We start from the raw sequence: 17,166 nt of genomic DNA on the forward strand, positions 1-17,166 counted from the left end.
TGTTTTTTCAACGGAGTGTAGATGAACATGAAAGCTATTGTAGTCGCCCTGCCTGTCGTGATGATCCCGGCTACCGTTCTGGCGGCAAATAAGGAAGAAGGGTATTACGGTTCGGCAAAATATCTGCAGATTGAACAGCGGGCCAAAGAGATGGATACCAGTTCCCGTCCGGGTGTCGGGCAGTTTGTGGGCGGTAAACAGAAAGAGCATTTAGGCGGCGCGGCGATTGCTGCGGGCTATCAGTTTGGCAACGGCTGGCGTACGGAAGGTGAATACACCTTTAAGCAGAAAACGGAATACACCAACGGTTCCAGCGCGTTCCCAAACGGTTTTGATCATCTTCAGACCGAAACTGAACGTCTGATGTTGAACGTCTATCGTGATTATGAGCTGGGCCATGGCGTCTCTGTTTACGGTACCGCAGGACTTGGTGTGAGCAGGATTAAAGCAGGCGGCTGGCAGGGCAATCCTGGCCGTGAATACGGCTCGACGACGCAAAACAACCTGACTTACGCGTTAGGTGCAGGCGTAAGCTACACGCCGGTTGAGCGTTTGTATGTCGATCTGGGCTATCGCTATATCGATATGGGTAAGATCGAAAGCGGATATAACAACTATGCGAACATGCGTGGCTTAAAAGATGAGCAGATGAAGGCGCATATCGTCTCTAATGAATTTACCCTTGGCATGCGTTATGTCTTTTAACCTGTTGTAAGCGTCACTGCCTTAAAAACAGGGCCAACGCCGTGGGAGTGCGGGGTTGGCTTTTTTATTTCGTGCGTGTGGCATGTTGATTACCCGCACGCCATCAGTTTACCTCGCTGTAGACACCCACCACGCGACCCACCGTTTTTATCTCGCCAATAACGCATTCAAATGGAATCTTTCCACCCGCAACGTGAAGTTTTTTCCCTGGCAGTAGCGTCAAATCGCGGATGCTTGTGGTGCCTTCAATCTCAACCAGCCACAGCCCATCTGTTAACGACGCGTCTTTTTCAACAAAGTGAAGTTTTCCCTCCGCCCGGACGGCGATGCCACGGGTGAGCTGCTTGCTGAAGAAATGGGAGTCAATGCTCAAAGTAGTATTTTCTTCCAGTCGACCATCACTAAGAGTGAATAGCGCAACAGTTAAGGGATCCCCTTGGGTTGGCTGACCTTCAAACTGTGCACCTTGCCCGGTCATCAGCCAGCGAAGGCTGGCACCGGTGTCCAGCGCGCACTGAACCGCAAAGTCGTAAGAGATGGTACCGCGCGCGTAGCGGTTCTGAAGCGAGCTGGCGGCGATATTAAAGTGCCGGGCCAGCTGGATTTTCTGCGTGAAACCATATACCTGACAGATTCTATCGAGTAACTCTTCATTATTCACTTGAGAATCTAAAATCAAAATATATTCCTTTGGGTGTTTACTAATACTCATTTGGGTATTAATATCATTGCAAATTCGGGCAATCAGCGGCAGACGTTGGTAAACAGAGGCTAATGATTGCAGACATTATCAAAATGGGAATCATGCAGCATGGCTTCTGAAATCGCAATCCTCAAACGGCGGAAAAAGCCGTGCTGTGCCCGTTTTCAGCGCATTAGCGTGCGTGAATTTACGCGAGGGGAGATATGGCGATAGAAGCTGCCCGTGCAAGGGTTCCACTTAGCGTGGGGGCTCGTCTTAGCGGGCTTAACCACGTCGCTGAACTGCGCGCCCGATACGGGAGCGATAGCGGAAAAGAGCTGGCGCGGTTTATGGCTGAGCTGCGCGATAAGCGCGATCCCTGTTTTGAGGAGAACAGCAGGGCGCTGGCCGCCATCTTTTTCCTGGCGAGATTACCCGTTGCCCGTCATGAGTGCGATATCAGCGAGCTGACGACCGAGGAGAAAAGGGCGCTGATTACCGCCATGAATCATTTTCGTGCTGTTGTGAGTTTATTTCCTGAACGGCTGACCATGCCGATGTAACCCAACCAAAAAACCAATGGCGTAAACCCGCCGGGCATTCTATTGCCTGAATTTAAGGAGAACGCGTGATGCGAAACAGTGAAAACCGCCCTTATCCGATCGGAAGTGAAGAACTGAAACGCCTGCTGATGGAGGCAAAAACGGAGGAACGATGCGCGCGAGCCCGAGCGGTCTCCCTGCGCCTGGAGGCGCTGGCGAGCCATATCTTCAAAACCGGCTTGAGCGGAGAAGACGTTGCTGAACTGCTGTGCCACGAGGCGGCCCGCTACGAGCGTGAATCCCAGGAGCTGCACTGATGGCCGATTTTATCGATCTTGCGCAGGCGCGCGAACAGGAAGACAGAGAGCGGCACATTAATCACGCCCGCAGACGGCCTGCATCGCCTTCGCGTTTCCTCTGCGAGGAGTGCGAGGCCCCGATACCAGAGGCACGCCGCATGGCGGTGCCCGGCGTGGCCCTGTGCGTCACCTGCCAGGAGATCGCGGAGATGAAAAATAAACACGTCCGGGGAGGATGAGTTGGCTACGTCATTTGCTTATCCGTGGAACGCTCCGCGGTCGGCCATTGCCAGCCCTTACCTTACCCATGCCCAGCTGCAGCGCCGCGATCGCCTTTTCGCGGCGCTGCAGCAGGCAAGAATTGCCCTCTCACAGCAGCCTGACTGCGTGCGCTTTGACGTCTGGCGCACGGTCGATGCCCTCGAACAGCGTCATGGCAGCCCGCAGGCCAATGCCTTTTTGATCCGCTTCTGCAACAGGATGCTGCCCCGCCTGCGGCGGGTCTCTGAACGCTATGCCTGCGCGGGCCTGCACGACGCGGTCTCCCGGGCCGTGTTTGACGGCCATTTCGACACCCGGCTTCTGCAATACCTGGCCTCGCGCATGGTCGAGCTGGTTGCCCGCTATAACCGACTCCCGGATATGTCCTGCGCGGATATCGACCTGCTGGCCGCCGATATCGCCAGCTTTATTCGCGGCGAGCTGGCGAATATTAACGATGCTGATATGGGCGAATACCAGACGCTGTACGTCTGGTATCAGCGAGCCGGACTGATCGCCCGGCAGTTCAACGTGTCGCCTCCGCACTGGGAACGGGTGTCGAAGACGTTTTTCAACAAAGATGATGTTGCCGCGGCGGTGATCCGCATGTTTTCCGAGGCGTGGTGGCGCGGGCGTTTGCGTCGGATCGCGGCTGCCTGGCGCGAGCATGTGCAGATTGCCCTCGGCAACGTCAGTAAAAAGAGAACGGCGTATGCGAGCAAGCGCTGCGTGACCGAGTGGCGCGAGCAGAAGCGCCGCACCCGCGAATTTCTCAAGGGCATGGAGCTGGAAGATGAAGAGGGTAACCGCATCAGCCTGATTGAAAAATACGATACCTCGGTGGCCAACCCGGCGATACGTCGCTGTGAACTGATGACCCGCATTCGCGGGTTTGAAAATATCTGCCAGGCGCTGGGCTATGTGGGTGAGTTCTATACCTTAACCGCACCCGCGCAGTATCACGCGACCGTGAAATCGGGCTACCCCAACGCGAAGTGGAACGGGTCCAGCCCGGCGGAGACGCAAAGCTACTTCACCCGGCTGTGGGCGCGCATCCGCGCAAAGCTGCACCGGGAGGGGCGGCGTATTTTTGGTATCCGCGTCGCGGAACCCCATCACGACGGTACGCCCCACTGGCACATGCTGATGTTTATGCTGCCGGAAGATGTCGAAAGCGTTCGCCGGATTATAGGGGACTACGCGCGGCAGGAGGATGCCGTTGAGCTGCAGAGCGAAAGCGCCAGACAGGCGCGTTTTCACGCGGAAGCGATCGATCCGCAGAAAGGCAGCGCTACCGGCTATATCGCCAAATACATCTCAAAGAATATCGACGGCTATGCGCTTGATGGCGAGACCGATAACGAAAGCGGCGGGCTGCTGAAGGAGACGGCGTCCGCCGTGTCGGCCTGGGCGGGGCGCTGGCACATTCGCCAGTTTCAGTTTATCGGCGGGGCGCCGGTAACGGTCTACCGCGAGCTGCGCCGGCTGGCAGATACCGAGGCCGCGCGCGGTCTGAGCGTCGAGTTTGCCGCCGTCCATGACGCTGCGGACGCCGGGGACTGGGCGGGTTACGTCGCCGCGCAGGGCGGGCCGTTTGTGCGTCGCGATGATTTACAGGTGCGCACGCTGTATGCGCCGCGTGCCGGGTTTAACCAGTATGGCGAGGAAACTGTCCGCATTCGCGGCGTGTACGATTCCGCCGTTGGTGCGGGCAGCCCGATTATAACCCGACTCACGCAGTGGAAAATTGTGCCGAAGCGGGCCGTGGACCTGAAGGATGCGCCTCCTCGGAGTTCTGTCAATAACTGTACGCTGAGCGATCTCTCTCAACCCCTTAACCGGCGTGCGAGACGGGCATTAACCGAGCGCATCAAACGCATCCGGCCCGGTGCAGCGTCGCCCTTTGTCTATGAGAGGGATCCGCAGAACGGGGTCCCGGAGAGGGTGATTGACGAGATCCGGCTTGCCACCGGAATAGCCATCAGCCGGGGAGAGGCTCTGCATCTTATGGCGGGTGGCGTCAGCCGCTTTAACGACAAATGGTGCCGGGGCGCAGCTGACGGATCGCTCTTTCCGGCGGCGCGTTCTTATCAGGAAAAGGCGCGGAAAATCCTTGAACGTATTGGGCATTTAACGAATCTGTTAACCCAGCGCGCACGCTAATCTCCATCGATATCATGCACATACCGTGAAGGGTTCTGATTTTTCGCTTCACTCTTTTTATGAATACGTGCTACTGTATGTTTATACAGTATCTCGTGGTGGAGGGTGTGTGAACAGAGAGTTGAACGAGCAGGTCATGATTGAACGAGTCGAGATGATTGCGCGACTGACGACAGAAGGAACGTGTCAGGAAAGAGATCGTGAAATTGCCCTGAATTTGATCGCTGAGATTGCGCGGGGAAATTTAATCAAGAACAACGCGTTTACTGTTGTTTTCTCAGCATCGCCTGTTCCGGAACGTATTAAAAAAGAGGGTAACGTTCGGGTGAACATTACCCTCGATAAAGATCGGCAGATTGGCCCTGCCGTCGTCGAGGCCTTCCAGTGCGAGCTGACCCGCAGAATACGGTCCCTTTTTCCGTCATCCCGGGTGACCGTGAAAATAGGGTCTGTGACGGGGGTCGAGCTCCAGGGGCTTGAAAGAGAGGTCGATCGCGAGGCGTTGGACGCTATTCTCCGGGAAGTCTGGGAAGACGAGAGCTGGCGCTAGCCCCGGCTCATTACCCGAACCCACACCCTCATTCAGATTTTGCGCTTTCGTTGAACCACGCTTCGCTGCTCGCGGACGGTCTGTTGTGTCCGCGATTGTCCATCTCTCAGCGATAGCGAAAAGGCTGCCGGCCCGGGAAACTCTACAGTACCTGGAAAACCGGATGTTGGGAGCGTCTGATGAAAATCTATGCAATGCAGGGGGACACGCTTGATGCGGTTTGCGCCCGCTTTTATGGGCGCACGGCAGGCGTGGTTGAAGCCGTTCTGAAGGCCAATTCTGGCCTCGCGGAGTTAGGCGTTATCTTGCCTCACGGCACGCCGGTAGAGATGCCGGAGGTGGATAGCGCCCCCACAAAAGAATCCGTAAACCTATGGGACTGAGCCTGGAGAAGATCACCACGTTTATCGCCTACTGGCTGGCCGTGGCGCTGGCCTGGTTCGGGGCGATGTCTCCTGAAAAAGTCGCGCTGTACGTGGGGAGTCTTTGCGCCATTTTTACCGCGCTGACGAATTACTGGTTTAAGCGAAAAACCTGGCGCTATCTCCAGTCTCTGGGCCTCGATAAGAAGAGCATTCGTGAACTCAATCATTAAGCGTTGCAGCGTCGCCGGCGTGCTGGCCCTGGCGGTGTTGATGCCTGACTTTCGGTTACTGAAAACGTCCCCGGAAGGGCTGGCGTTGATTGCCGATCTCGAAGGATGTCGCCTCTCGCCCTACCGGTGTAGCGCTGGGGTATGGACGTCAGGCATTGGCCACACGGCAAACGTCGTGCCGACGCGGGACATTACCGAGCGTGAGGCTGCGGTAAACCTGGTCGCTGATGTGCTCAACGTTGAGCGGCGGCTGGCGGCGTGTGCGCCGGTGGAGATGCCACCCCGGGTCTACGACGCGCTGGTGAGCTTTACCTTTAATGTCGGCACGGGTGCCGCCTGCCGTTCGACCCTGGTGTCGTTTATTAAGCGTAAACAGTGGCCGCAGGCATGCGGTGAGCTTACCCGCTGGGTGTACGTCAATGGCGTCAAAAATGCCGGGCTGGAAAACCGCCGGGTCCGCGAGAAAGCCTGGTGCACGAAGGGGCTGCCGTGAGAGCGCTTATGCTGGTGCTGGCCGGGCTGCTGGCTATCACGCTGTGGCTTCGTCATGACAACCTGACCCTGTCCCGTTCCTTAGCCACCGCTAACCGGGTCGCCAGCGAGCAAAAAAACGCTCTCGCCGCGCTTAATCAACAGCTTTCCCTGTCACAGCGGATGGCTAGAGCCAACGAAAACGCCCAGGTGAGGCTCCGAGAGGAGTTGCTCACTGCGGGTGAGGAGAGGGCGAGACGGGAAGCGACTATCGGGAGATTACTCAATGAAAATGAAGCGTTACGCCGCTGGTATACCGCTCAGCTGCCTGATGCTGTCCGCAGGCTGCACACCCGCACCGCCTGCGCTTCCGCAGCACATTGTTTACAACGCCTGCCCGAAGGTGAGCCGCTGTCCGATGCCGGGAAGCGAACCCGCCACTAACGGCGATCTCAGCGCAGATATTCGCAGGCTTGAGTACGCCCTTATCGCCTGCGCGCTGCAGGTGGAAACCATTAAAGACTGTCAGGATAAACTCGATGCACAAACTCAAGAGCCTGCGTCAGGCATTAATTGACGCGATCCCCCAGCTGAATGCTCACCCGGAGCGCCTGCAGATGTCGGTCGGCAGCGGCAATATTGACGCCCGGCTGGCCACCTCGCTCTCCTTTGAAAAGCGGTATGCGCTAAACGCGAAGGTCAGCGGTTTTACCGGAGACAGCGAGGGATTTTTCGTTCCGGTGCTGGCCTGGCTTCGGGAAAACCAGCCGGACATTTTTACCCTCGATGAGGGACGCCAAAACGGATACACCTTCGCGATCGTCCTGAACGATGACGATACGACGGACATCAGCATCAGCGTGCAGGTAACCGAGCGCATTCTTGTTTCCCAGGAGCAGGGCGCTCTGCACGCCACGTATTCCCCGGAGCCGCCGCTGCCGGAGCCCGTCACGCGTCCGAAGGCGCTGTACATCAACGGTGAGCTCGTCAGCCAGTGGGAGGACTAACTTCCCCACGCTGAAGGCCGCTTGCAGCCTGCTGTCTGGACAGCTTGTTGTTTCATCCCGCAGAAAACCCCGTCTCGTTGCTGCCGTTCCTCCTGAACGGCATTCTCTTCTCATGAATACATTAACTTCCATGAACGGTATCGCTCGCGCGATCCGCAATCTGATTCGTATCGGTGTTGTGACCGATGTTGACCTCAACAGAGGGCTTTGTCGTGTCCAGACCGGCGGGATGAAAACCACCTGGCTGAACTGGCTAACCTGCCGCGCGGGACGTTCGCGCGTGTGGTGGGCCCCTTCCGAAGGAGAGCAGGTGCTGCTGCTGGCCATCGGGGGGGAGCTTGATACCGCCTTCGTGCTGCCCGGCATTTTCTCGGACGACAATCCGGCGCCATCCGGGTCGCCTGACGCGTTCCACGTCTCGTTTCCTGACGGCGCGGTAATTGAGTACGAACCCGGGCGCGGGGCGCTGACGGTTTCAGGCATTAAAACGGCCGACATTACCGCCTCTGAATCGCTGACCGCCACCGTGCCGGAAGTGCGGGTGACGTCAACGTCCCGCATCACGCTGGATACGCCAGAAGTGGTGTGCACTAACAAGTTAATTACCGCCTCTCTTGAAGTGCAGAAGGGCGGTGTGATGGCCGGAAATATTGAGCATTCCGGCGGCAAATTCACCTCCAACGGGGTGCAGGTGGACAACCATGCGCACGGCGGTGTGCAAAGCGGCGGAAGCTGGACTAAGGGGACACAATGACGGTGCGTTACAGGGGAATGAACAGGCAGACCGGGCTTAGCATTTCAGAGGCGGACCACATCCGGCAAAGCGTGCGCGACATTCTGGTCACGCCGATTGGCTCGCGGGTCATGCGCCGGGATTACGGCTCGCTGCTGGCGGCGATGATCGACAGGCCGCAGAGTCCGGCGCTGCGCCTGCAAATCATGGCCGCCTGTTATTCCGCCATCCAGAAATGGGAGCCGCGGATAAGCCTGACGGCCATCACTTTCGAGCGTTCGGAGAACGACGGGACGTTGTATGTCGATATCACCGGCACGCGTCCGACCTCCGGACAATCCTTTTCTATCACCATTTCACTGAGTTAAACGCTATGGCTATTGTTGATCTGAGCCAGCTCGCCGCGCCTGATGTCGTGGAGGAGGTGGATTATGAAACGCTGTTGGCAGAACGAAAGGCCACCTTTGTCTCGCTCTATCCGGAAGAGGAGCGAGAGGCGATTGCACGGACGCTGACGCTGGAGTCAGAGCCGATTGTGAAGCTGCTGCAGGAGAACGCGTATCGGGAGGTTATCTGGCGCCAGCGCGTTAATGAGGCCGCACGTGCGGTCATGCTGGCCTACGCCGCGGGCAGCGATCTGGACCAGATTGGGGCAAACGCTAATCTTGAGCGTCTGGTGATTACGCCTGCCGACGACACCACGTTTCCGCCCACGTCGGCCGTGATGGAGTCCGATACCGATTTTCGTCTGCGCATCCAGCAGGCGCCGGAAGGGCTGAGCGTGGCCGGTTCAACAGGGGCGTATCAGTTCCATGGTCGCAGTGCAGATGGCCGGGTGGCGGACATTTCTGTGATCAGCCCACAGCCGGCGAACGTCACGGTCTCCGTGCTCTCCCGGGAGAATAACGGCGTGGCGTCTGAGGAACTGCTCGCCGTTGTTCGCAATGCGCTGAACGATGAGGACGTCAGGCCCGTCGCCGACCGCGTGACCGTCCAGTCGGCGAGGATTGTCGACTACAGCATTGCCGCCTCGCTATTTCTCTTCCCCGGCCCTGAAAGTGAACCTGTGCTTAGCGCGGCAAGGGCCCGGCTACAGGCCTATATCACGGCCCAGCATCGGCTTGGACGCGATATCCGCAAGTCAGCCATTTACGCAGCACTTCACGTGGAAGGGGTGCAGCGGGTGGAACTGACCGCACCTGCTGCTGACATCGTGCTTGATGAAACTCAGGCCTCATGGTGCAGCCACTACAGCGTAACCGTGGGGGGAAACGATGAGTAATACCCGCCTTTTACCGGTTGGCTCATCGCCGCTTGAGGTCGCTGCGGCGCGGGCCTGTGCGGATATCGAAAAGACGCCTGTTCCGCTGCGCCATCTCTGGAATGCAGACACCTGCCCGGCGGATCTGCTGCCCTGGCTGGCATGGGCGTTTTCGGTTGATCGCTGGGATGAGAACTGGCCGGAGGCCACCAAGCGGGAGGTGATCCGCGCCGCGTGGTTTATTCATGCCCACAAGGGAACGATTGGCGCCGTGCGTCGCGTGGTGGAACCGCTTGGCTATCTGATCAACGTTACCGAGTGGTGGCAAACCAACGATCCGCCCGGCACCTTCCGCCTTGATATCGGTGTGTTAGACACGGGCATCACCGAGGAGATGTATTACGAAATGGAGAGGCTTATCGCCGATGCGAAGCCTGCCAGCCGCCACCTTATTGGCCTGAATATCATCCAGGACATACCGGGTTATCTCTATACCGGCGCCCTGAGCTATGACGGCGACATCATCACGGTTTATCCCGGATAAGTGAGAGCACAATGACAGTGAAATATAAAACGGTTATCACCAAAGCCGGTGCCGAAAAACTGGCTGCAGCAACCATCCCGAACGGTAAGAAAGTCAATTTTACGGCGATGGCCGTGGGGGACGGTGGGGGCACATTGCCGGTGCCAAACGCAAACCAGACGAAACTCATCAATGAAGTCTGGCGTCATGCGCTGAATAAAATCAGCCAGGACAAAAAGAATAAAAACTATGTCGTGGCGGAGCTGCTGATCCCTCCTGAGGTCGGCGGTTTCTGGATGCGCGAGATGGGGCTGTATGACGATGCCGGGACGCTGATTGCGGTCGGGAATATGGCTGATAGTTACAAACCTGCACTTGCTGAAGGTTCGGGGCGTGCTCAAACCTTACGCATGGTTATCATGGTGAGTGATATTGCTTCGGTTGAACTCTCTATTGACGCGTCAACGGTGATGGCGACGAAGGATTATGTCGACGAGAAGCTGACGGAGCATGAGCAGTCGCGCCGCCATCCGGACGCCACGCTTACCGCAAAGGGCTTTACCCAATTAAGCAGTGCAACCGACAGCGTATCTGAGATATTCGCTGCAACACCGAAAGCGGTGAAGGCGGTTTACGATCTGGCAAACGCTAAGTATACGGCGGTGGATGCGACGACTGCACGCAAGGGGATTGTTCAACTTAGCAGTGCTACCGACAGTGTGTCTGAAGTGCTGGCGGCGACGCCGAAGGCGATAAAGAGCGTTAGTGATGACCTGGTAAAACTAAAAGATAGTCTTGGCACTGCATCAAAACTGAATATTGTTACATCCGCGATTGACTTAACGACGGGTCGCCTGCCAGTGGTCGGCTGGATGGGTCTGGGCGGTGTAAGAGATACGAAAGTAGCAGATGAAAATTTTGCTTCTTTTTGGCGTGATACCAGTATTGGAAAATCAGGTATTACCATCCCCTATGATGGTACCCCAACGATTTCATATCTTGCAGTAGATGGTGCCAATCAACATGCCTATGTAGGCCGGAAAAAGGGTAATGTTGATATTTCATGGGTAAAGCTCTATAGCGAATTTAATAAGCCGACATCTCAGGAGATATTCGGGACAACATCAGGCATAGGTGGAAGTGCAGACCTTAACACCTATACTGCTCCGGGTCTTTATTATCAACCTGCCAACGCTCAGGCACAAACGGGTAAAAATTATCCTGAGGCGGTTGCGGGTTCACTTGAGGTTTATAAGCATGCAGGTATCACTCAAATTTATCGAATTTATAGTAACTCGCGGTCCTATATTCGTACCCTTTATAATGGAACATGGTCTGCCTGGTCAAAACAATACGATACTGCGAACAGACCTTCTGCAGATGATGTTGATTCGGTATCCGCCTCGAACGGAGGAACATTCAGGAAATTAGTTAGTTTTAGTGAAGGACTTGAGGTGCGAAGCCGTACGGGAATTACGAGCGGGAACGATGCAGCCAGTTTTGACAGTGCTAATATGATTTTAAAATCTTGGTATGGCATTGGTTTTTATTCGACCTTGTTGGATTCAGTTGGTAAAGAAACTGGAATGACGGGCTACATCAACACCCGTAATGGCCTTTTGCAAATGAAAGGGCAAATTATTCCCGGTGATTACGGCAACTTTGACGGGCGCTTTATCAAACTGTCTGGCAGTCAGAATATAACGGGTACGTTGCGTAATTCAGATGAATATCAGTCAACGTCTGCCAATGGTTATCGTTCTGTTTACGGTAGTTATGGTACTTTCTGGCGAAATGATGGTTCTAATTTATACCTGATGATCACTAACTCGGGTGATCAGTATGGTGCATATAACAACCTCCGACCATTTGCTGTAAATCTGGCAACGGGTTATCCAACGATGAGTAGATTGGCGTTAACTGATTATGCCAATTTTGATGCGCGTTATTACACTAAAAGCCAGTCAGACGCTGGTTATATGCCTAAAGTCTCTGCTTATACAAAAGCCGAAAGCGATGCGCGCTATAACCTGAAAAATGCAGCCAGTAAGGCAGCGAGCGGTTGGGAGAAGGATAACTCTACGGGCGTGATAAAGCAGTGGGGGGTGGCAACGCGTAGTGCTGATTCGACGCGTATTACCTTCCCAACGGCGTTTCCTAACGCCTGTCTCAGCGTGCAGTTAACCTTGCTTTTTACCAATGGGTTCCACGACCAAAATATTTACGTGCAAAACCCTGATAGATCAGGTTTCACCTACGTAGCGGGCAGTGGCGAAGTTAAAGCTTATTTTGAAGCGCGAGGCTATTAATATGAGTTATATATACTCTCCTGAAAACGGGGCTTTTTATAATGATGATCTGGAGGCTGATTATCGTTCCGCCCAAACGTGGCCGGATAATTATGTCAGCGTGCTTGATGAAGACTATGTGTCGCTGATGGAGGGGCAAGCAGACGGGAAAATAATTATTCCAGATAAAAATGGCTATCCCGTATTAGCGGAACCTCCCGCACCAACCTATGAAGAGCACGTGAGCCAGGCAACGATGCAAAAAAACGCCTTAATGAAAACGGCAAGTGACATTATTACTCCACTTGAGGATGCAGCTGAACTCGGTATAGCTACCGACGAAGAGGCAGCCTCGCTTTTAGGCTGGAAGCGATACCGGGTCATGCTTAACCGGGTAGATGTGAGCGCCGCCCCGGACATTCAATGGCCCGCACTCCCTGCCTGACCCCAAACCCTCCATCCGGAGGGTTTTTCGTTTGTTGTGTAATCCTTTCCCCAACCCCAATACGTCGCATCAATCACGCACTCCACAGACAATAGCTTCACCACTAAACGAAGGAGTTAACCGGATGGGCGACTATCACCACGGCGTGGAAGTCATCGAAATCAACGATGGCACGCGCACCATTTCCACCGTCTCGACGGCAATCATCGGCATGGTCTGTACGGCCAGCGATGCTGACGACAAGACATTCCCTTTAAACGAGCCTGTGCTCATTACCAACGTGCAAAATGCGATTGCGAAAGCCGGCAAGGCGGGGACGCTGTCCGCTTCTCTGCAGGCTATCGCTGACCAGTGCAAACCGGTTGTCGTTGTTGTGCGCGTGGCTGAAGGTATCGACGACCCGGAAGATCCGGAAGCGGCACAGAAAAAGACTATCTCCAACATCATCGGTACCACTGATGAAAACGGCAAATACACCGGTCTGAAGGCGCTTCTGACCGCGAAAACGGTGACCGGCGTTAAGCCGCGTATTCTCGGCGTACCGGGGCTGGATTCTCAGGAAGTAGCGACTGCACTGGCCGCCATGTGCCAGAGCCTGCGCGCATTCGGCTATGTCAGCGCATGGGGCTGTAAAACCATTTCGGAAGCAATCGACTACCGCAAAAACTTCAGCCAGCGCGAGCTGATGGTTATCCATCCTGATTTTCTGGCTTGGGATACCACCACGAACGCAACGACAACGGCCTGGGCTACCGCCCGTGCGCTTGGCCTGCGCGCCAAAATCGACCAGACAATCGGCTGGCATAAAACCCTGTCAAACGTTGGCGTCAACGGTGTTACTGGCGTAAGCGCTTCTGTCTCCTGGGATCTTCAGGAACAGGCCACCGATGCGAACCTGCTTAACCAGGCTGGTGTCACCACGCTGATTCGCAACGACGGCTTCAAATTCTGGGGTAACCGTACCTGCTCAGACGATCCGTTATTCGTCTTTGAAAACTACACCCGTACCGCACAGGTGCTGGCCGATACCATGGCGGAAGCGCATGCGTGGGCGATGGATAAACCTATCACCCCAACGCTTATCCGCGACATTGTTTCCGGTATTAACGCCAAGTTCCGCGAGCTGAAAACCAACGGTTATATCGTCGACGGTACCTGCTGGTATGACCCTGAATCGAACGATGCATCCACCCTGAAAGCGGGGAAGCTGTATATCGATTACGACTACACCCCTGTCCCGCCGCTGGAAAATCTGACCCTGCGCCAGCGCATCACCGATACCTATCTGGCAGACCTGTCAGATTCGGTTAATAGCTAAGGAGCTGAAGCATGGCGTTACCACGCAAACTTAAATACCTGAATATGTTCAACGATGGCCTGAGCTATATGGGCGTTGTTGAGTCTGTCACCTTACCGAAGCTCACCCGCAAGCTGGAGAAGTATCGCGGCGGCGGTATGCCTGGCTCGGTCTCTATCGACCTCGGCCTGGACGATGATGCCCTGGCGCTGGAGTGGACCATTGGTGGTCTGCCGGACGTGGCGCTATGGGCGCAGTATGCCTCTCCGGGCGCGGACAGCGTGCCTCTGCGCTTTACCGGCTCTTTCCAGCGTGACGACACCGGCGAAATCTCCGCCGTCGAAATCGTCATGCGCGGCCGTCACAAAGAGTTTGATGGCGGTGAAAACAAGCAGGGCGAGAGCGGCACCACCAAGATGTCCACCGAGTGCGCTTACTACCAGCTGACCATCGATGGCAAAGAGATCGTCGAAATCGACATCATCAACATGGTGCTGAAAGTCGACGGCGTCGATCGTCTGGCGGAACACCGTAAGGCGATTGGCCTGTAACCCTTTAACCGGCCGGGACTACCGGCCGGCAAGTTAACTTTCTGAAGAGTAACGAAATGGACAATATCAACGAGACTGCCATGAACGAAAGTGAAAACCCACATATCGTCACGCTGGATAGCCCCGTTATGCGCGGCGAGCAAAAAATTGAAAAAGTGACCGTCGCAAAACCCAATGCGGGGACCCTGCGCGGGGTATCGCTGGCGTCGCTTGCGCAATCTGACGTCGATGCGCTGATTAAGGTGCTGCCGCGAATGACCTCGCCGGCGCTGACCGAGCATGAGGTTGCGCGCCTGGATGCCTGCGATCTGCTCTCTTTTGCAGGTAAGGTGATCGGTTTTTTGTCACCGGCTTCGGCTCGCTGAAATTTCCCGAAAAACTGTCGGTCGACGATCTGATGGCGGATATCGCGGTGATCTTTCACTGGCCGCCGTCAGAACTGTACTCCCTGAGCGTGACCGAACTCCTCTTATGGCGCGAAAAAGCGCTGCAGCGAAGCGGAAACCACCATGAGTAATAATGTCAGTCTTCAGGAGCTGCTTAAGGCAGTCGACCGGGCAACCCGACCGCTTAACGCTCTCCATAACGCCAGCCTTACCCTCGCGAGCGATATCCGCAATACGCAGACGGCGCTGGGAGCGCTCGATGAGCAGGCGGGGCATATTGACGGCTTCAGGAAAGCAAATGTTCGGCTCACCGTGACGGAGCAGTCGCTTGCCCGGGCGAAACAGCAGGCAGCGGCGCTGGCGGTGCAGCTTAAGAACACGCAAAACCCCACCCAGGCTCAGGCTGATGCGCTGTCCGCAGCCCGAAAATCGGCAGCCGACCTTAAGCTTGAGTACAACAGCCTGCGCTACTCGGTACAGCGCCAGCGCACCGAACTCGCCCAGGCGGGAATAAACACGCGCACGCTCTCGTCGGATGAGCGTCGTTTACGCACCCACATCAGCGATAAAACGCAGCAGCTTAACCGACAGCGGGATGCGCTGGCCCGCGTCAACCAGCAGCAGGAGCGGCTGAGTACCGTTCAGAATCGCTATGAGTCAGGCAAACGCGCTGCCGCGCGGGTGCATCAGCTGGCTAATGCGGGCGTGGGCATGGCCAAAGCGGGCTTTGACCAGACGTCCCGGTTTATGGCGCCTGGCATCAGTTTTGAAAAACAGATGTCGGCCATTCAGGCAAATCTTGGCCTGGAGAAGGGCGACGTCCGGCTTGAGGCCATTCGCCAGCAGGCGCGGGAGGTTAGCGTCAGCGCCGGCGTACCTGCGGATACGGTTGTCCAGGTTCAGAACGAGCTGGCCCGTTCAGGCTATGACGCCGATGGGCTGCTTGCGGCCACCGCGCCAGCGGTCAACCTCAGCCTGGCGGGGAATGTCGACGCGGCGAAAGCGGCCGATACGATCGCCAGCACGCAGGCCGCGTATAACCTGGCAAATACGGATGCGGGGCGCATCGCAGACGTTCTTACGCGCGGTTTTACCTCTTCAAATACCACCCTCGCTGAGATGGAGGCCGCCGTCACCTCCGCTGCGCCCGCTGCGGATGCTTCCGGTATGGGGCTTGAAGAGACCACCGCGCTGCTTGGCGTCCTGGCGGAAAAAGGGATGAAAGGTGCCGCCGCCGGGGATGCGCTCAGCGCGATGCTGCGCCATGTTCAGACTCCGGATGCCATAAAAGCCGCGGGGGTGCTGGCTTCCGCTGCGGGTGATGGATCGCTTGATGAAAAACGCCAGCAGCTGCAGGGGGCAAAGGGCAGTACCGCACTCGTGGCTTCCGTTCAGACCGATAATCTTGACGGCGATATCAGCCGGTTCCAGGCCGCGTTGAACGGGTTGAAGATTGATGTGTTTGATAAATCGGATGGCGCTTTGCGCAATCTGACCACTACCGCGACGGGGTGGGTCGGCACGCTTTCGCTTTGGGTAAACGCTAACCCTGAGCTGACGCAAACCCTGGTTAGCGTGATTATCGGCGCACAGGCATTTGCCGGCGTACTGGGCACCTTAGGGATGGTCGTCGCGCCGGTGTTGTCTGGCCTGAATCTGGTCATGACCGCCGCAGGAATGTTGGGAACGGTATTCAGCGTGGTGGGTGGTGCCATCATGACGGTGCTGGGTGCCCTTAGCTGGCCGGTTATTGCCCTTGGCGCGGCGATTGCCGCCGGTGCTTTGCTGATTTTTAAATACTGGGAGCCTATCAGCGCCTTCTTTGGCGGAGTGATTGAGGGGCTTTCTGCGGCCTTCGCGCCGCTGGGCGAGCTATTCGCTCCGCTGTTACAGGCCTTTGGTTTCATCGCAGAAAAACTGGGCGGGATCTGGCAATGGTTTACCGATCTTATTGCGCCGATCAAGGCGACGCAGGAAACGCTCGACAGCTGCAAAAATGTCGGCGTGGCGTTCGGTCAGGCGCTGGGCGATGCGCTGATGGCACCGCTTAATCTCTTTAACAGCCTGAGCGGCAAGGCCAGCTGGCTGTTGGAAAAACTCGGACTGATCAAAAACGAGTCGGGCAATCTCGACTCCGCTGCGGCAAAAGCCGACGCGGCATCCTCTCCTGCGGGCAGTTCGTATATTCCGGGGACGGGGACCTATGGCGGCTACCAGGGATATCAGCCAGCCCTCGCGACGGGAGGACGCTCTTACGTCGATCAGAGTAAAAGCGAATACAACATCACGCTGCAGGGGAGCACGGCCTCCGGAACGGATCTGACCCGTCAAATCCGGGAGGAAATAGAGAACAGTGAACGTGAAAAAGCGAGACAGCGGCAATCCAGCTTTATGTATGTTTGAGGAG

At 56.2% G+C, this 17,166-nt stretch carries 24 protein-coding genes; 23 read left to right on the forward strand and 1 reads right to left on the reverse strand.

Annotation, left to right across the window (positions count from 1 at the left end; genetic code table 11):
* Positions 1–21 precede the first annotated feature (21 nt).
* Positions 22–705 carry an outer membrane protein gene (locus tag PYW49_RS10300; protein WP_320386372.1) on the forward strand — a complete coding sequence of 228 codons (684 nt, stop codon included), beginning with the start codon at positions 22–24 and terminating at the stop codon, positions 703–705.
* 103 nt (positions 706–808) lie between these two features.
* On the opposite strand, the gene PYW49_RS10305 is transcribed toward PYW49_RS10300, so the two are convergent.
* Complete coding sequence (locus PYW49_RS10305) at positions 809–1,384, reverse strand: phage repressor protein CI (protein ID WP_134347521.1); 576 nt, start codon at positions 1,382–1,384, stop codon at positions 809–811.
* A 227-nt stretch (positions 1,385–1,611) separates the two neighbouring features.
* On the opposite strand from PYW49_RS10305, the gene PYW49_RS10310 reads away from it, so the two are divergent.
* The 22 genes from PYW49_RS10310 (at position 1,612) to PYW49_RS10415 (ending at position 17,162) form a co-directional block, all read left to right on the forward strand.
* Positions 1,612–1,950, forward strand: coding sequence for a DUF5347 domain-containing protein (locus PYW49_RS10310; RefSeq protein WP_042714015.1), 339 nt, complete (start codon positions 1,612–1,614; stop codon positions 1,948–1,950).
* Positions 1,951–2,018: 68 nt separating this feature from the next.
* Positions 2,019–2,246 (forward strand): DUF2732 family protein, encoded by a 228-nt coding sequence (locus tag PYW49_RS10315; RefSeq protein ID WP_320386373.1) that lies wholly within the window; start codon positions 2,019–2,021, stop codon positions 2,244–2,246.
* The gene (locus PYW49_RS10320; protein ID WP_134347517.1) at positions 2,246–2,467 is read left to right on the forward strand and encodes a TraR/DksA family transcriptional regulator; all 222 of its coding nucleotides are present in this window, start codon (positions 2,246–2,248) and stop codon (positions 2,465–2,467) included. Before PYW49_RS10315 ends, PYW49_RS10320 begins: the two co-directional genes overlap by 1 nt.
* A gap of 1 nt (position 2,468) precedes the next feature.
* On the forward strand, positions 2,469–4,652 hold the full coding sequence (locus tag PYW49_RS10325; protein WP_320386374.1) for a replication endonuclease: 2,184 nt from the start codon (positions 2,469–2,471) through the stop codon (positions 4,650–4,652).
* A gap of 109 nt (positions 4,653–4,761) precedes the next feature.
* A complete protein-coding gene (locus PYW49_RS10330) occupies positions 4,762–5,202 on the forward strand; it encodes a DinI-like family protein (RefSeq protein ID WP_320386375.1) in 441 nt (146 codons plus the stop codon).
* Positions 5,203–5,381: 179 nt separating this feature from the next.
* A complete protein-coding gene (locus tag PYW49_RS10335) occupies positions 5,382–5,585 on the forward strand; it encodes a tail protein X (RefSeq protein ID WP_042715252.1) in 204 nt (67 codons plus the stop codon).
* Positions 5,576–5,797, forward strand: coding sequence for a phage holin family protein (locus tag PYW49_RS10340; RefSeq protein WP_029741404.1), 222 nt, complete (start codon positions 5,576–5,578; stop codon positions 5,795–5,797). Before PYW49_RS10335 ends, PYW49_RS10340 begins: the two co-directional genes overlap by 10 nt.
* Positions 5,781–6,290: a lysozyme gene (locus PYW49_RS10345; RefSeq protein ID WP_063957150.1), complete on the forward strand. Its 510-nt coding sequence runs from the start codon at positions 5,781–5,783 to the stop codon at positions 6,288–6,290. Before PYW49_RS10340 ends, PYW49_RS10345 begins: the two co-directional genes overlap by 17 nt.
* On the forward strand, positions 6,287–6,712 hold the full coding sequence (gene lysB / locus PYW49_RS10350) for an Rz-like lysis system protein LysB (protein ID WP_320386376.1): 426 nt from the start codon (positions 6,287–6,289) through the stop codon (positions 6,710–6,712). Before PYW49_RS10345 ends, lysB begins: the two co-directional genes overlap by 4 nt.
* Entirely contained in the window at positions 6,600–6,845 is a 246-nt protein-coding gene (lysC, locus tag PYW49_RS10355) for an Rz1-like lysis system protein LysC (RefSeq protein ID WP_320386377.1), read from the forward strand. Before lysB ends, lysC begins: the two co-directional genes overlap by 113 nt.
* Positions 6,808–7,275, forward strand: a complete 468-nt coding sequence (locus PYW49_RS10360) for a phage tail protein (RefSeq protein WP_320386378.1) — start codon at positions 6,808–6,810, stop codon at positions 7,273–7,275. The genes lysC and PYW49_RS10360 overlap by 38 nt, the downstream gene beginning before the upstream one ends.
* A gap of 112 nt (positions 7,276–7,387) precedes the next feature.
* Positions 7,388–8,029, forward strand: a complete 642-nt coding sequence (locus PYW49_RS10365; protein WP_320386379.1) for a phage baseplate assembly protein V — start codon at positions 7,388–7,390, stop codon at positions 8,027–8,029.
* Entirely contained in the window at positions 8,026–8,376 is a 351-nt protein-coding gene (locus tag PYW49_RS10370; protein WP_047347791.1) for a GPW/gp25 family protein, read from the forward strand. The genes PYW49_RS10365 and PYW49_RS10370 overlap by 4 nt, the downstream gene beginning before the upstream one ends.
* Positions 8,377–8,381: 5 nt before the next feature.
* Positions 8,382–9,290, forward strand: coding sequence for a baseplate assembly protein (locus PYW49_RS10375; RefSeq protein WP_134348673.1), 909 nt, complete (start codon positions 8,382–8,384; stop codon positions 9,288–9,290).
* Complete coding sequence (locus PYW49_RS10380) at positions 9,283–9,813, forward strand: phage tail protein I (protein ID WP_134348674.1); 531 nt, start codon at positions 9,283–9,285, stop codon at positions 9,811–9,813. The genes PYW49_RS10375 and PYW49_RS10380 overlap by 8 nt, the downstream gene beginning before the upstream one ends.
* 11 nt (positions 9,814–9,824) lie before the next feature.
* The gene (locus PYW49_RS10385; protein WP_134348675.1) at positions 9,825–12,101 is read left to right on the forward strand and encodes a phage tail-collar fiber domain-containing protein; all 2,277 of its coding nucleotides are present in this window, start codon (positions 9,825–9,827) and stop codon (positions 12,099–12,101) included.
* 1 nt (position 12,102) lies between these two features.
* Positions 12,103–12,525, forward strand: coding sequence for a tail fiber assembly protein (locus PYW49_RS10390; protein ID WP_320386380.1), 423 nt, complete (start codon positions 12,103–12,105; stop codon positions 12,523–12,525).
* 124 nt (positions 12,526–12,649) lie between these two features.
* Positions 12,650–13,843: a phage tail sheath protein gene (locus PYW49_RS10395; RefSeq protein ID WP_134348677.1), complete on the forward strand. Its 1,194-nt coding sequence runs from the start codon at positions 12,650–12,652 to the stop codon at positions 13,841–13,843.
* 11 nt (positions 13,844–13,854) lie between these two features.
* A complete protein-coding gene (locus PYW49_RS10400) occupies positions 13,855–14,373 on the forward strand; it encodes a phage major tail tube protein (protein WP_047347797.1) in 519 nt (172 codons plus the stop codon).
* 56 nt (positions 14,374–14,429) lie between these two features.
* Positions 14,430–14,738, forward strand: a complete 309-nt coding sequence (locus PYW49_RS10405; RefSeq protein ID WP_320386381.1) for a phage tail assembly protein — start codon at positions 14,430–14,432, stop codon at positions 14,736–14,738.
* A gap of 32 nt (positions 14,739–14,770) precedes the next feature.
* Complete coding sequence (locus PYW49_RS10410) at positions 14,771–14,890, forward strand: GpE family phage tail protein (protein ID WP_023616176.1); 120 nt, start codon at positions 14,771–14,773, stop codon at positions 14,888–14,890.
* On the forward strand, positions 14,883–17,162 hold the full coding sequence (locus PYW49_RS10415; protein ID WP_320386382.1) for a phage tail tape measure protein: 2,280 nt from the start codon (positions 14,883–14,885) through the stop codon (positions 17,160–17,162). The genes PYW49_RS10410 and PYW49_RS10415 overlap by 8 nt, the downstream gene beginning before the upstream one ends.
* Positions 17,163–17,166 lie beyond the last annotated feature (4 nt).

Source organism: Enterobacter chinensis (genome assembly GCF_034008295.1).
Lineage (GTDB): Bacteria > Pseudomonadota > Gammaproteobacteria > Enterobacterales > Enterobacteriaceae > Enterobacter > Enterobacter chinensis.

What these genes read in the sequence shown, in the direction of transcription:
- PYW49_RS10300 (WP_320386372.1), top strand. Translation starts at nt 22, where the DNA reads ATGAACATGAAAGCTATTGTAGTCGCCCTGCCTGTCGTGATGATCCCG.
- PYW49_RS10310 (WP_042714015.1), top strand. Translation starts at nt 1,612, where the DNA reads ATGGCGATAGAAGCTGCCCGTGCAAGGGTTCCACTTAGCGTGGGGGCT.
- PYW49_RS10315 (WP_320386373.1), top strand. Translation starts at nt 2,019, where the DNA reads ATGCGAAACAGTGAAAACCGCCCTTATCCGATCGGAAGTGAAGAACTG.
- PYW49_RS10320 (WP_134347517.1), top strand. Translation starts at nt 2,246, where the DNA reads ATGGCCGATTTTATCGATCTTGCGCAGGCGCGCGAACAGGAAGACAGA.
- PYW49_RS10335 (WP_042715252.1), top strand. Translation starts at nt 5,382, where the DNA reads ATGAAAATCTATGCAATGCAGGGGGACACGCTTGATGCGGTTTGCGCC.
- PYW49_RS10340 (WP_029741404.1), top strand. Translation starts at nt 5,576, where the DNA reads ATGGGACTGAGCCTGGAGAAGATCACCACGTTTATCGCCTACTGGCTG.
- lysC (WP_320386377.1), top strand. Translation starts at nt 6,600, where the DNA reads ATGCTGTCCGCAGGCTGCACACCCGCACCGCCTGCGCTTCCGCAGCAC.
- PYW49_RS10360 (WP_320386378.1), top strand. Translation starts at nt 6,808, where the DNA reads ATGCACAAACTCAAGAGCCTGCGTCAGGCATTAATTGACGCGATCCCC.
- PYW49_RS10365 (WP_320386379.1), top strand. Translation starts at nt 7,388, where the DNA reads ATGAATACATTAACTTCCATGAACGGTATCGCTCGCGCGATCCGCAAT.
- PYW49_RS10370 (WP_047347791.1), top strand. Translation starts at nt 8,026, where the DNA reads ATGACGGTGCGTTACAGGGGAATGAACAGGCAGACCGGGCTTAGCATT.
- PYW49_RS10375 (WP_134348673.1), top strand. Translation starts at nt 8,382, where the DNA reads ATGGCTATTGTTGATCTGAGCCAGCTCGCCGCGCCTGATGTCGTGGAG.
- PYW49_RS10380 (WP_134348674.1), top strand. Translation starts at nt 9,283, where the DNA reads ATGAGTAATACCCGCCTTTTACCGGTTGGCTCATCGCCGCTTGAGGTC.
- PYW49_RS10385 (WP_134348675.1), top strand. Translation starts at nt 9,825, where the DNA reads ATGACAGTGAAATATAAAACGGTTATCACCAAAGCCGGTGCCGAAAAA.
- PYW49_RS10390 (WP_320386380.1), top strand. Translation starts at nt 12,103, where the DNA reads ATGAGTTATATATACTCTCCTGAAAACGGGGCTTTTTATAATGATGAT.
- PYW49_RS10395 (WP_134348677.1), top strand. Translation starts at nt 12,650, where the DNA reads ATGGGCGACTATCACCACGGCGTGGAAGTCATCGAAATCAACGATGGC.
- PYW49_RS10400 (WP_047347797.1), top strand. Translation starts at nt 13,855, where the DNA reads ATGGCGTTACCACGCAAACTTAAATACCTGAATATGTTCAACGATGGC.
- PYW49_RS10405 (WP_320386381.1), top strand. Translation starts at nt 14,430, where the DNA reads ATGGACAATATCAACGAGACTGCCATGAACGAAAGTGAAAACCCACAT.
- PYW49_RS10410 (WP_023616176.1), top strand. Translation starts at nt 14,771, where the DNA reads ATGGCGGATATCGCGGTGATCTTTCACTGGCCGCCGTCAGAACTGTAC.
- PYW49_RS10415 (WP_320386382.1), top strand. Translation starts at nt 14,883, where the DNA reads ATGAGTAATAATGTCAGTCTTCAGGAGCTGCTTAAGGCAGTCGACCGG.